Here is a 12575-nt window from a genome sequence, read left to right as displayed (position 1 = left end):
CCCGATCCTCCATGCTCAGCCTGATCCACCGCCGCTCCGCCTATGCCGTGCTGCTCCTGCTGTTCCTCAGCGGCCTGGCGCATTACATCCTGCACGGCTGGTTCATGCGGCAGGGGGAGTTCGGCCCGGCGCCCAATACGCTGGAACCGTGGATGCTGAAGCTGCACGGTGCCGCGGCCATGCTCGGATTGATCGTGCTGGGCAGCCTGCTCTCCACCCACATCGACCGCTTCTGGCGCCTGCGCCGCAACCGTCGCGCCGGCGGCATATTCCTGGCCTGCGCGCTGCTGCTGATCGGCAGCGGCTACGGCCTCTATTATTTCGGCGGCGAACAGGCGCGCGCCCTGAGCCGGCAGCTGCACATCGTCATCGGCCTGCTGGCCCTGCCGGCGTTCGCGGTCCACCTGTGGCGCGGCCGCGCCCTGCGCCGCCATCCGCGCGCCAATGGCCTGCGCGCCTGAGCCCTGCGCCGTCTAAAATCAACGCATGGAAAAAGTCACCCATCGCGGCGGCTGTCACTGCGGCGCCGTGCGCTTCGAAGTGCGCGCGCCGGCGCGCATCACGGTACAACGCTGCAATTGCTCGGTCTGCAGCAAGACCGGCTTCGTGCACCTGATCGTGCCGGCGGAAGACTTCACCTTGCTCTCCGGCTCGGCGCGGTTGCAGACCTACACTTTCAATACCGGCGTGGCCAAGCACCTGTTCTGCGAGGTCTGCGGGATCAAGTCGTTTTACGTGCCGCGCTCCCATCCCGACGGGTTCTCGGTCAATCTGCGTTGCCTCGATGAAGGCACTGTCGAGGCGGTGACGGTGGCGGACTTCGATGGCCGCAACTGGGAGCAGCATGGCGCCACGTTGGCGGGCGCGGGCGGCGCATGAAGCCGCTCCGGCTGCTCCTCTTGCTGTTCCCGCTCTGGAGCGGGTCCGTGTTCGCCATCGAAGCCGGCAAGCCGGCGCCGCCGCTGAAGGCGAAGCAACTCGACGGTGCCGCCTACACCCTGGCCGCGCACAAGGGCGAGGTGGTGATCCTCAACTTCTGGGCCACCTGGTGTGTGCCCTGCCGCGCCGAGTTGCCGGCCTTCTCCGAGTTCTACCGCAAGCACCAGGCGGAAGGGCTGAGTGTGCTGGCGGTGAGCATGGACGACCCCGAAGACCTGGCCAAGGTGCACAAAGTGGCTGGCGACCTGCCGTTCCCGGCCGCCATGTATGGCGACACGCAGGCCGGGGGCTATGGCCGCATCTGGCGCCTGCCCATCACCTTCGTTATCGGCCGCGACGGCGTGCTGCGCTACGACGGCGGCGTCGGCGAACGGGGGACTTTCGATCTGTCCGGCCTGGAACGCACGGTCGGACCGCTGCTCGCTGCCAAATAGCGAACGCGCCGCGCCCCCGGAAAAAAAGGGGCGCGGCGGTCAAAACCTCATTCCAGTCACTCAGAAGCTGTAGCTCAACCCCGCCGTGACGCTGTAGCGCGGCGCCAATTCCAATCCCTTGTAGAACTGGTACACCGGCAACTGCACGAAGCCGTAGGCATGCACCTGCCGCAGCACCCGCGCCGTCAGGCCGGGGCTGACGAACACGGCGCGGTCGCCGCTGTTGGCGTAGTCGCCGTTTTCGCCGATCTCGTGTCCTTCCCAGCGCAGGTTCACCTGCAGCTGCGGCACGATGGCTGGATTGGCGACGTAGCGCACCCCCACATTGCCGGTGAGCTGCGTCGCCGGGCGGAAGCCGGCGTCGGAATTGAGCGCCTGTTTGAACTGGAGCTGCTCGAAGCGATCCCAGTTGCGGCTGATCGGCTCGAAGTTGTAGATGCCGAGCAGCAGGTCGGTGGTGCCGCTGCCGGGCTGCAGTCCGCGATCCACTTGTTCCCCTGCCGCCGGCCCCGAGATGAAATTGCCTCGGGTCGGGCCGCTCGGCAGCTTGAGGCCGAACTGCACGCCCCAGGTACGGTCCTCGAAGAAGCCCTGGTAGCGGCCGAGGATGCGCACGTCGCCGATGCCGTACAAGTGCGAGGTCGACAAGGGGTTGCCGGCGGTATCGATGGTCTCGTGTTCGCGATCGATATAGGGGATCTGCACATCGACGCCCCAGTCGCGGTTGATGCTGTAGTCCACGCCCAGCGTGTAGGAGCGAGTCAGCGTGCCCTGCTGGATCTCCTGGTCCGGATCGTCGGGAACATAACTGTGTTTGTCGACGGCGTTGGAACCGAGGCGCAACTGGCTCTGGTCGACATAATCGTAGCGCAGGTCCACCCGCCAGCCGGTGCCGGTGGAATAGCCTGAGCCGGCCCATTCGGTGCCGACGGTGCAGCCGCAGGCCGCACAGGCCAGCGCTGGAAGCGGAACGGCGGAAACAGCGGCGGCGAGCAGGCCCAGCCTTGCGCGAAAAGACAGATGCATGGTGTTCTCCCGATCATTCTGATGATGCGGCGCTCGACGCGCCGATGCCGCGCACCCCGGTGCGCGGCTTCATGTCTTCACAGCATCAGGAGAACAGCGGAGGGCCCCGCGCCGGCGGCAGCGCCAGTTGCAGCGTGGGCGCGGCGGGAAGCGCGCCGGAAATGACCGGAACGGAAGCGACCGTGAACCGCGGCGCATCCACAGCGGCCGGGGGCGGTGCCGCTGCGGCGGCGGCAAAGCCGCACTCCGCGTAGGCATGCATGCCGGCCTTGCCCGGCGCCTGCGGTTCCGCCGTCTGCAGCAGCCCGCCGGAGCAGAGCACCAGGACCGCGCCCGCGCGTACCTGCGCCGCGCTGGCCGGCATGAAGCCCACCGGGATCAGGGCGCGATAGAACACCGCCGCCAGCGCCAGCCAGAGGGCGAACTGCTGCCTGCGGTTGCGGAAAACGGTCAAGGGCGGCATGCCGGGAAATGAGCGTCGATTTTAGGCGTCGGCGGGCGCATCCCGCCATATGGACCGCCTTGGCGGCCGGAAAAGACTAAGCATGTTCCGGATTCACGCCCGTTTCGCTGCGGCAGGATGACTCGATCCGCCGCCATGATTCCGTCATCGCAGGCCCAGGCTGAAAAGGGCGTGCCGCGCCGGTTTTGACCGCACCCGGCCCCCATGCTACAAACCCCGCCATCAATCAATTGGCTGGGCAGGGAGTTGCGCATGCGCATTTTGGCCGCGGACATCGGCTTTGGATACACCAAAGCCACGGATGGCCGGCAGTTCCAGGTATTCAAATCCATCGTCGGCGAGGCCAACCCGATCCAGTTCGCCGAATCGCTGCTGCCCTCGCAGGCATCGCAGCCGCGGCATTTCTCCATCGGCGGGGAAGACATCTTCATCGGCGAGCTGGCGGAAACGCAGTCGCGCGGCCGCGGCTTCACCCTGGACCACGCCCAATTCATCGCCAAGTACGCCAAGCTGCTCGGCCTGGCCGCGCTGTCGCCCTACGTCGAGCACGGCGACCCGGTGCGCCTGGTCACCGGCCTGCCGATCAGCTTCTTCCGCAAGTACAAGGACGCCCTCACCACCCTGCTGCAGCAGCGCCACACCGTCACCGTGGTGCAGGCCAACGGCACGCGCGAGGACAAGACCATCTACATCGAGAAGGTGCGGGTGGTGCCGCAGCCCTTCGGCTCGCTCTTCAACCAGATGCTCGACGGCCAGGGCAAGGCGCTGAACCAGCGCTTCGTCACCGACAAGATCGGCGTCATCGACATCGGCTTCCGCACCACCGACTTCACCATCAGCGACAAGACCCGCTATTCCGAGCGCGGCAGCCTGTCCACCGATTCCGGCATGTCGGTGGCCTACAACGCCATCGCCAACCTGCTGCACGAGAAGAGCGGCACCCAGGTCGAACTGTATCGCCTGTACGAGGCGGTGACCCGCGGTGTGATCAAGATCAAGGGCCAGAAGTACGACCTCACCGTGCTGGCGCAGCAGGCCTACAGCCAGCTCGCCACCCGCATCGCCACCGAGGCCAACCGCCTCTGGGCGGACGACTGGGACATGGACGCCATCATCATCACCGGCGGCGGCGGGGCCGCGCTGGCGCCGTTCCTGCAGCAGCAGATCGAGGGCGAGGTGCTGCCCATGCCTACCGACCAGGACGCGCGTCTCAACAATGTCGCCGGCTACTGGAAATACGGCGTGCACATCTGGCCGGCGCAGCAGGCCGGGTAACGATTATTTCCGTGGCGGCGGAATAAGGCGCGCCCCCTATCCTCCGGTAGGCCCGCGCCACCGCCATCCGGCGTAGGCTAGTTGCCGGTCCGTCGCGGCAGGTAGTCACTGACATTACCGTGCTGGCGCGTCAGCGGCTTTTTGCTTAAGCTCGGACGGTCGTTCAATAAGCGGCGCGCGCGCCTGCGCGCTGAAGTTGCCGGAGGAATTTCCCCATGAATACCGTCGTTTCCTACCTGCCGTCCGCCGTCGCCCAGCAGGGCCTCGAGAGCGAGATCCAGCGCGTGTTCGAGCGCCAGCGCCTCGCCGCCCTGCGCCTGCGCAGCTCCACCTTCGAGGAGCGCAAGGCCAAGATCAACAAGCTCAAGGACGCGGTGATCGCGCACACCCAGGACTTCTACGACGCCGGCTACGCCGACTTCAAGAAGCCGCCCGCGGAAGTCGACATCACCGAAATCCTCAGCGTGGTGCTCGAGGCCAAGGAAACCGTGCGCCACCTGCGCAAGTGGATGAAGCCGGCGCGGGTCATGCCCACCCGCGCCACGCTCGGCCTCAAGGGCTGGGTGCAGTACCAGCCCAAGGGCCGCTGCCTGATCATCTCGCCGTGGAACTACCCGGTGAACCTGACCTTCGGCCCGCTGGTCTCCGCCATCGCCGCCGGCAACACCGCTATCCTCAAGCCGTCGGAAATGACGCCGCATCTGTCGGCCGTGATGGTCAAGATCGTGCGCGAAATCTTCCACGAGGACGAGGTCGCAATCTTCGAGGGCGACGTCAAGGTTTCGACCGCCCTTCTCGACCTGCCGTTCGATCACATCTTCTTCACCGGCGCGCCCTCCATCGGCAAGGTGGTGATGGCCGCCGCCGCCAAGCACCTGACCAGCGTTACCCTCGAGCTGGGCGGCAAGTCGCCGACCATCATCGACGCCAGCGCCAACCTCAAGGAAGCGGCGCGCAACCTGATGTGGTCCAAGTACACCAACAACGGCCAGACCTGCATCGCACCGGATCACATCTACGTCCATGCCTCGGTCAAGGACGAGTTCGTGCGCCTGTGCAAGGAAACCCTGGACAAGGCCTACGGCAGCGGCGCCGCCGCGCAGAAGACCAGCCCGTTCCTGGCGCGCGTGGTCAACCAGCGCCACACCGGCCGCATCAAGGCCCTGCTCGACGACGCCAGGACGCGCGGCGCGCGCACCCTCACCGGCGGCGACGTCGACGAGCAGAACTGCTACATCGCGCCGACCCTGCTCGACAACATCCCGGACGACGCCAAGATCATGCAGGAGGAAATCTTCGGCCCGCTGCTGCCGATCATCTCCTACACCGAACTCGACGACGTGATCCGCCGCATCAACGCCGACCAGAAGCCGCTGGCCCTGTACATCTGGAGCAAGACCGAGGCGAACATCCAGAAGGTGATGCAGCAGACCTCCTCCGGCGGCGCCTGCATCAACAACTCGGTGGTGCAGTTCCTGCACGGCAATCTGCCTTTCGGGGGCGTCAACAACTCCGGCATCGGCAGCGGACACGGCCACTACGGCTTCAAGGCCTTCTCGCACGAGCGCGCCGTGGTGCGGACGCAGATCTCCAGCAACTGGATGTTCTATCCGCCGTATACGAACTTCACGCAAAAGATAGCCAAGTTCCTGCTCAAGGCGGTCTAGCCGGTTGTTTCAAAGCAGCCGCGCCGGTGAAAACCGGCGCGGCTTTTTTGTGGCTTGCTGTTCACCCTCTCCCATGAACATAGGGAGAGGGTCGGGGTGAGGGGCCGCTTTCCTATCTGAACAACACCACCCTCCGTTCGCCCCGAGTGCCCGCGAAGCGGGTGTATCGAGGGGCCAAGCGCACTATCTGCTCCTCCGTCATTCCCGCGCAGGCGAGTCGCTGCGCGGAAATGACGTTGTTTGAAAGTTGCGCCCGGAGGGAGAGGTATTCCCAGAACTATTGAGCCTTCTGCCCCGCAAACAATGGTCGTATCAACGGCGGCGCAATCAGCGTGGTGGCGCAAGCCATGAACAGCACCGCGCCGAACAGCGACTCGGTGATGACGCCGACGCCAAGCCCGATCTGGGCGACGACGATACCGACCTCACCCCGCGGCACCATGCCGACACCAACCTGCATGGCGCCCCGCATCCCCAGCCCCCGGGCACCAAGGCCGCATCCCACCAGCTTGGTCAGCACCGCCACCGCGGTCATGACGACAGCGAGCAGCAGGGTCTGCGGATGGGTGAACACGCCAAGATCGAGTTGCATGCCAATGTTGACGAGGAAGAACGGCACCAGGAATTCGGTGGCACCGCGCACCTGCTGGTGCGTGTCGTGGTTGCCTTCGACCGCCTCGGCCAGGGCCATGCCGGCGAGGAAGGCGCCGATGATGGCAGCCACGCCGATGTAGGTTCCAGCCAGCGCCAGACCGAAGCAGAGCAGGATGGCGACGACGAAGAATTCGTTGCCGGCGCGCAGGTGGCGGAAATGCGGCGCGGCGCGGGTCAGGGCCGGGGCGCCGAGGAAGGTGATGGCGGCGACGAAGCCGATGGCGAGCAGGGCGGTGGTGGCGATCTCGACGACGTTGACGCTGCCCTGCGCGGCGCTGGCCACGGCGGCCAGCACCAGCAGGCCGAGGATGTCGTCGATCACCGCGGCGCCGAGGATGATGCGGGCGGCAGTGGAATCGAGCAGGCCCATGTCGCCCAGGACGCGCGCGGTGATGCCGACGCTGGTGGCGACCATCGCGGTGCCGATGAACAGGGCTTCGATGTTGTTGCCGTCCCAGGCCATCATCAGCAGGTAGCCGCAGAGCATCGGCACCGCCACGCCGAGCACCGCCACCAGCAACGCCATGCGCCCGACCTTGAAGATCGACGAGGGCTTGGTTTCCAGGCCGACGTTGAACAGCAGGAAGATCACGCCGAGTTCGGCCAGCACGTGCGAAGTCTCGGACGGCGCGACGAGGTGCAGCACCTGCGGTCCGATCAGCACGCCGGCCAGGATCTCTCCGACCACGGTGGGCTGGCGCAGCCAGGCGAAGATTTCCGCCATCAGTTTGGCACCGCCGAGCATGACGAACAGTTCAAACAGCAGCTGGGTGCCGTGTGCCTCGCCTGCCGGAGCGGCCATGAGATTTCGCGCCTAATCGATAAAAGGATAGTGGTGGATGTGCACCCCGCTGGACGGGCGCAGGGCCAGCGTCAGCATCGCGTCCGCCACCTGCTCCGCCTGCACCGGGCGATACTGGCTCAGTCTGCCGATGAACAAGGGCGACAGCAGCGGCGAAACCTTTTGCGCGATGTCCTCCGCCAGGCGCGCTTCCTGGCGCGCGCCGAGCAGCAGCGAGGGCCGCAGGATGTGGACCGTGGCGTAGCCGGCTTCGGCCACGCTGCGCTCCATGCGTGCCTTGACCCGCGAGTAGAAGGCGGGTGAGCGCAGCGCGGCGCCGACGGCGGAAACCACCACGAACTGCCGGGCGCCGGCCGCGCGGGCACTGCGGGCCAGGTCCACAACCATGTGATAGTCGACCCGCTCCAGGCCAGCCTGGCCGCCGGCCTTGGCGGTGGTGGTACCGAGGCAGCAGTACACGTCGTCCGCGGCGAGCTGCGCGCCCAGCTGGCCGAGGTGTTCGAAATCGCTGGGCGGGTTGCTCAGCTTGGGATGGCTCAGGGCCAGCGGACGGCGCGTGACGGCGACGACGCGGTCGTAGGCGGGGCTGGCCAGCAGCTTGGGCAGCAGGAGGCTGCCGATGAGGCCGGTGCTGCCGGCAATGAGGGCGGTGCGGGCCATTCTAGGGTCTGTCCACGCTTATTTGATCGCTGCGACGGGGGTAATTTTCGTGCAGTGCTAGGAACGACGAGCGAAGTGTACCAACCGTACATGAGCGAGGAGAGACGACGCAATGCGCGAAAATTACCCCCGTCCCGGAGGGTTGCCCCCAAAATCGCGTCATTCGTCGTTGCTCGTCGCTCATTTAGTGGTACTAAACTTCGCTCCTCGCGCCTAGCCTGACGCGATTTTGGGGGCAACGCAGCGACCAAATAAGCGTGGACAGACCCTAGGGCGTCCACGCTTAGATGGGCGGAGTTTAACCGGAGTGGTCCGGGCGATGTGTTGCGGGCTTGCGCTAGACTGTTTCCAACCCCTCCCAACAAAAGCCCGCCAATGGCCATCTGGAAACAAGCAGTGACCCTGGGTCCGGTGACAGACCAGCGCTTCCCCATCCCAGGCACCATCGGCGAGCACATCGGCCTGCGCCTCACCGAAATCGGCGAGGATTACCTGCGCGGCACCATGCCGGTGGACGGGCGCACCAGGCAGCCCTATGGCCGCCTGCACGGCGGCGCCTCCTGCGTGCTGGCGGAGGAGCTGGGCAGCATCGCCGCCAGCCTCTGCACCGACCCCGGCCAGGTCTTCACCGTGGGCCTGGAAATCAACGCCAACCATATCCGCGCAGCCACCCAGGGCATCGTCACCGGCACCGCCCGGCCGCTGCATGTGGGCCGCACCACCCAGGTGTGGGAAATCCGCATCGAGGACGAGCAGCAGCGGCTGGTGTGCATCTCGCGCCTGACCATGGCGGTGGTGTCGCTGAAGGAAGGCAAGCCGGCATGAGCCGACTCGCGACGCTCAGATCCCCATGCTGCGCGCGGGGCCACTCCGCGCCGCTCGCGACGCGTGCATGAGCTTCGCCCTGCATCCGCAGCTGGCGAAGGACTGCCACCGGCTCGGTCATTTCGAACTGGGCCTGCTGCTGTTGATGAACGATGCGCAATATCCCTGGTTCATCCTGGTGCCGCAGCACGCCGGGCTGCGCGAGATCTACGAGCTGGACGAGCCTGGGCAGGCGCTGCTGCTGCGCGAATCGACTACGCTGTCGCGGGCCTTGATGGCCGCCTTCCGGGGCGACAAGCTCAATATCGCGGCGCTGGGCAATATGGTGCCGCAGCTGCATCTGCACCATATTGTGCGCCATGCGGGTGATCCGGCCTGGCCGGCACCGGTGTGGGGGCGGCATCCGGCGCGGGCTTATACGGCGGAGGAGCTGGCGCAGCGGCTGGCGCTGTTGCGACCGCATCTGCCGGCGGGGTTCGTCGAGGAATACGCCGGCCCCCTGGTTTAAACCGAACCGCGGTAAAAGCGGCTCCGGCACTGGTAGGTCGGCTCAAGCGCAGCGGAGCCGACGAGCCCGGCCGTGGCGCAGTGTCGGCTCCGCTGCGCTTGAGCCGACCTTCAGGGCTCTTCGCCTGCCGCCGGATCCTTGGATGACAACGGGGTGAGGTGGCGCGGCTCCTGTCGCCACGGCCAGTCTGCCCCATCGCCCCGATACCTATACTCCGTCGGGTATTTCGACCGACGCGGAGTGGACGATGCAAAGCGTAGCCGGCAGGAAGGTGCTGATCACGGGCGCCGCCATGGGCATGGGGAAGATCTACGCCCGGCTGGCGGTGCGCGAAGGCGCGGCGGCGGTGATCCTGTGGGACATCAACCAGGCCGAGCTGGAGAAGACCGCGGCGGAGCTGAAGGCGGCGGGCGGCGCGGTGCATCCTTATCTGGTCGATGTGTCGAAGCTCGAAGCCATCACTGAAGCAGCGGCGAAAGTGCGCGCCGAGGTGGGCGATCCGGAGATCCTGTTCAACAACGCAGGCGTGGTGCGCGGCAAGTATTTCTGGGAGCACCATGCGGTGAAGGACATCGCCTTCACCATGTCGATCAACGCCATGGCGCCGATGTACATCGCGCGCGAGTTCCTGCCGGCGATGATCGCCAGCCGCGGCAGCGAGCAGCGCATGGTCAACATCGCTTCCGCCGCCGGTCTGATCGCCAACCCGCGCATGAGCGTGTACTGCGCCAGCAAATGGAGCTGCACCGGCTGGAGCGATTCGGTGCGGCTGGAACTGGAGCAGGCCGGCCATGCGCATGTGCGGGTGACCACGGTCAATCCGACCTATATCTCCACCGGCATGTTCGAGGGCGCCAAGACCATGCTGTTCACCCCCATCCTGACGCCGCAATACGTCACCGACCGCGTCTGGGCGGCGATGAAGGTGGGCCGGCCGCGGCTGATCATGCCCTGGACGGTCTACGTCTCCAGCGCCCTGCGCGGGCTGCTGCCGGTACGCCTGTTCGACTGGGTGGCGCGCTACGTTTTCCGCGTCTACGGCACCATGGATACCTTCAGCGGACATGGGCCAGGCCATGGGGCGGGGCATGAGCCGTAACAGGCCATGCCGGGCGCTTGCCGAGGCAAGCAAAGCCGGGCCGGGCTCCGCTAAAAACTACCCTGGTCCGGGCTGCGTTTTGGCCGGGATATGCTAGTTTGTCGGGGCGAGAGAGGGTGCCGGCTCGAACCGGCAGCGCTTGATAATCGAATAAATACAGGCCTAGGAGCAGAACAATGAATTACTTCGTCACCGGCGCCACCGGCTTCATCGGGCGCTTCCTGGTGGATCGGCTGGCGGCGCGCGAGGACGCCAAGGTCTACATCCTGGTGCGCGAGTCTTCCCAGGAGAAGTTCGATGCGCTGGTGGAGCGCGTCGGCGAAAACGGCGACCGGCTGTTCCCGGTCTACGGCGACATCACCGTGCCGGGCCTGGTCGACGCGGCCGAGGCGAAGAAGCTGAAGGGCAAGATCGACCATGTGTTCCACCTGGCCGCCGTCTACGACATGAACATGGACGACGCCACCGCCGACCGGGTCAACACCGAGGGCACGCGCAACGTCGTCGACTTCGTCAACGAGCTGGGCGGCAAGGTCAGGCTGCATCACATGAGCTCGGTGGCGGTGGCCGGCGGCGACTACGTCGGCAAGTTCACCGAGGACATGTTCGACGAGGGCCAGTCAACCAAGCACCCCTATTACCGGACCAAATTCCAGGCCGAGAAGATCGTCCGTGAGGAATCGAAGGTTCCGTTCCGCATCTATCGTCCCGGTGCCGTGGTCGGCTCCTCCGAGACCGGCGAGATCGACAAGATCGACGGCCCGTATTACTTCTTCAAGGCGATCCAGAAGATCAGCCATCGCCTGCCCAAGTGGGTGCCGCTGCTCGGCATCGAGGGCGGCCGGGTGCCGATCGTGCCGGTGGACTACGTGGTCAAGGCAATGGAAGCCATCGCCCACAAGGACGGCCTCGACGGCGAATGTTTCTGCCTGATCCAGTCGCACTCTCCCACCGTGGGCGAGCTGCTCGGCGCCTTCCTCGCCGCCGCCCACGGCCCCGAATTCGCCAAGAAGCTGGAAGTACCGACGCTGCCGAGCGCCCTGCGCGCCCTCACCGGCCGTATCGGCGACGCGGTGCCGGAATCGGTGAAGAAGCAGTTGTCCCGGTCCATCGGCGTGCCGATGTCGGTGCTGGGCTACGCCACCAACCGCGCCGTGTTCGAGGACAAGAACGCCCGCGCCGCGCTGCGCGGCAGCGGCATCAAGTGCCCCGACATCGCCGACTACGCCCCGGTGCTGTGGAATTACTGGGACCAGTACCTGAACCTGAGCTACAAGGCCTCGCCCAAGCTGGTGCGGCGCATGGCCGGCAAGATCGTGCTGATCACCGGCGCCTCGTCCGGCATCGGCTTCACCACCGCCAAGAAGATGGCCGCGGCCGGCGCCAAGGTGATCCTGGTGGCGCGCACCAAGGACAAGCTCGACGAGACGCAGAAGATCATCGAGACCATCGGCGGCGAAGCCTTCGTCTACCCCTGCGACCTCAACGACATGAAGGCCATCGACGAGATGGCGGCCGCGGTGCTGAAGGATTTCGGCCACGTCGACGTGCTGATCAACAACGCCGGCCGCTCGATCCGCCGCGCCGTGGCGGAGTCGTACGACCGCTTCCACGACTTCGAGCGCACCATGCAGCTGAACTATTTCGGCTCGGTCCGCCTGATCATGGCCCTGCTGCCGAGCATGCTGCACCGCAAGAGCGGCCACATCATCAACATCAGCTCGATCGGCGTGCTGGCCAACGCGGCGCGCTTCTCCGCCTACGTCGCCAGCAAGGCGGCGCTGGATGCCTTCACCCGCTGCCTGTCGGCGGAGATCAAGGCGAAGAACATCCACACCACGGCGATCTACATGCCGCTGGTGCGTACACCGATGATCGCGCCGACCAAGATCTACAGCTACATCCCGACCTGGTCGCCGGACGACGCCGCCGATACCGTGATCAAGGCCGTGATGGAACGGCCGAAGAGCATCGCCACCACGCTCGGCACCGCCGCTTCGGTCAGCTATGCGCTGTGGCCCAAGGTCAACGACTACATCCTGTCCAAGGGCTTCCAGCTGTTCCCCTCGTCCGGCGCGGCCAGGAGCGGCAAGGACAAGGACGCGCCGACACCGAAGCCGACGCTGGAGCAGGTGGTGTTCGCCAATGTGTTCAAGGGCGAGCACTGGTAGACGTCCCTGTCCAAGCTACCGGACATCCCTGTCCGGACTGTTGAAATAAGCG

13 protein-coding genes are annotated in these 12575 nt (G+C 65.9%); 9 read left to right on the top strand and 4 right to left on the bottom strand.

The features are described from left to right. Nucleotides 1-11 precede the first annotated feature (11 nt). The 3 genes from BP26_RS0106560 to BP26_RS0106550 are packed head-to-tail and all read left to right on the top strand — an operon-like array spanning nucleotide 12 to nucleotide 1373. Complete coding sequence (locus tag BP26_RS0106560) at nucleotides 12-461, top strand: hypothetical protein (protein ID WP_036516247.1); 450 nt, start codon at nucleotides 12-14, stop codon at nucleotides 459-461. A gap of 25 nt (nucleotides 462-486) precedes the next feature. Next, nucleotides 487-879, top strand: a complete 393-nt coding sequence (locus BP26_RS0106555) for a GFA family protein (protein WP_029919776.1) — start codon at nucleotides 487-489, stop codon at nucleotides 877-879. A gap of 47 nt (nucleotides 880-926) precedes the next feature. Continuing rightward, nucleotides 927-1373 carry a peroxiredoxin family protein gene (locus BP26_RS0106550; protein ID WP_211254847.1) on the top strand — a complete coding sequence of 149 codons (447 nt, stop codon included), beginning with the start codon at nucleotides 927-929 and terminating at the stop codon, nucleotides 1371-1373. A 60-nt stretch (nucleotides 1374-1433) separates the two neighbouring features. Here the strand turns inward: BP26_RS0106550 and BP26_RS0106545 are convergent, their stop codons facing one another. After that, entirely contained in the window at nucleotides 1434-2399 is a 966-nt protein-coding gene (locus BP26_RS0106545; RefSeq protein WP_029919774.1) for a hypothetical protein, read from the bottom strand. Nucleotides 2400-2484: 85 nt separating this feature from the next. After that, nucleotides 2485-2853 carry a hypothetical protein gene (locus BP26_RS0106540; RefSeq protein ID WP_157572396.1) on the bottom strand — a complete coding sequence of 123 codons (369 nt, stop codon included), beginning with the start codon at nucleotides 2851-2853 and terminating at the stop codon, nucleotides 2485-2487. A 261-nt stretch (nucleotides 2854-3114) separates the two neighbouring features. Between BP26_RS0106540 and BP26_RS0106535 the strand changes: the two genes are divergently transcribed. Then, nucleotides 3115-4137: a ParM/StbA family protein gene (locus BP26_RS0106535; RefSeq protein WP_036516246.1), complete on the top strand. Its 1023-nt coding sequence runs from the start codon at nucleotides 3115-3117 to the stop codon at nucleotides 4135-4137. Nucleotides 4138-4352: 215 nt separating this feature from the next. Further along, nucleotides 4353-5804, top strand: coding sequence for an aldehyde dehydrogenase family protein (locus tag BP26_RS0106530; RefSeq protein WP_029919771.1), 1452 nt, complete (start codon nucleotides 4353-4355; stop codon nucleotides 5802-5804). 277 nt (nucleotides 5805-6081) lie between these two features. Here BP26_RS0106530 and BP26_RS0106525 read toward each other — a convergent pair whose 3' ends face one another. Next, the gene (locus tag BP26_RS0106525) at nucleotides 6082-7260 is read right to left on the bottom strand and encodes a cation:proton antiporter (RefSeq protein ID WP_029919770.1); all 1179 of its coding nucleotides are present in this window, start codon (nucleotides 7258-7260) and stop codon (nucleotides 6082-6084) included. Between the two features lie 12 nt (nucleotides 7261-7272). Next, nucleotides 7273-7920 (bottom strand): NAD-dependent epimerase/dehydratase family protein, encoded by a 648-nt coding sequence (locus BP26_RS0106520; RefSeq protein ID WP_029919769.1) that lies wholly within the window; start codon nucleotides 7918-7920, stop codon nucleotides 7273-7275. 375 nt (nucleotides 7921-8295) lie between these two features. Between BP26_RS0106520 and BP26_RS0106515 the strand changes: the two genes are divergently transcribed. The 4 genes from BP26_RS0106515 to BP26_RS0106500 all read left to right on the top strand — a co-directional run bounded on the left by BP26_RS0106515 (nucleotide 8296) and on the right by BP26_RS0106500 (nucleotide 12523). Then, nucleotides 8296-8745: a hotdog fold thioesterase gene (locus BP26_RS0106515; RefSeq protein WP_084182870.1), complete on the top strand. Its 450-nt coding sequence runs from the start codon at nucleotides 8296-8298 to the stop codon at nucleotides 8743-8745. Nucleotides 8746-8812: 67 nt separating this feature from the next. Then, a complete protein-coding gene (locus BP26_RS0106510; RefSeq protein WP_029919767.1) occupies nucleotides 8813-9253 on the top strand; it encodes an HIT domain-containing protein in 441 nt (146 codons plus the stop codon). A gap of 247 nt (nucleotides 9254-9500) precedes the next feature. Continuing rightward, nucleotides 9501-10352 carry an SDR family oxidoreductase gene (locus BP26_RS0106505; RefSeq protein WP_036516244.1) on the top strand — a complete coding sequence of 284 codons (852 nt, stop codon included), beginning with the start codon at nucleotides 9501-9503 and terminating at the stop codon, nucleotides 10350-10352. 176 nt (nucleotides 10353-10528) lie between these two features. Beyond that, on the top strand, nucleotides 10529-12523 hold the full coding sequence (locus BP26_RS0106500) for an SDR family oxidoreductase (RefSeq protein WP_029919765.1): 1995 nt from the start codon (nucleotides 10529-10531) through the stop codon (nucleotides 12521-12523). The last annotated feature ends 52 nt before the right edge of the window (nucleotides 12524-12575 follow it).

The sequence above is a fragment of the Nevskia soli DSM 19509 genome (assembly GCF_000711955.1).
Taxonomy (GTDB): Bacteria; Pseudomonadota; Gammaproteobacteria; order Nevskiales; family Nevskiaceae; genus Nevskia; species Nevskia soli.
This window is presented reverse-complemented; position numbering and strand designations above follow the sequence as displayed.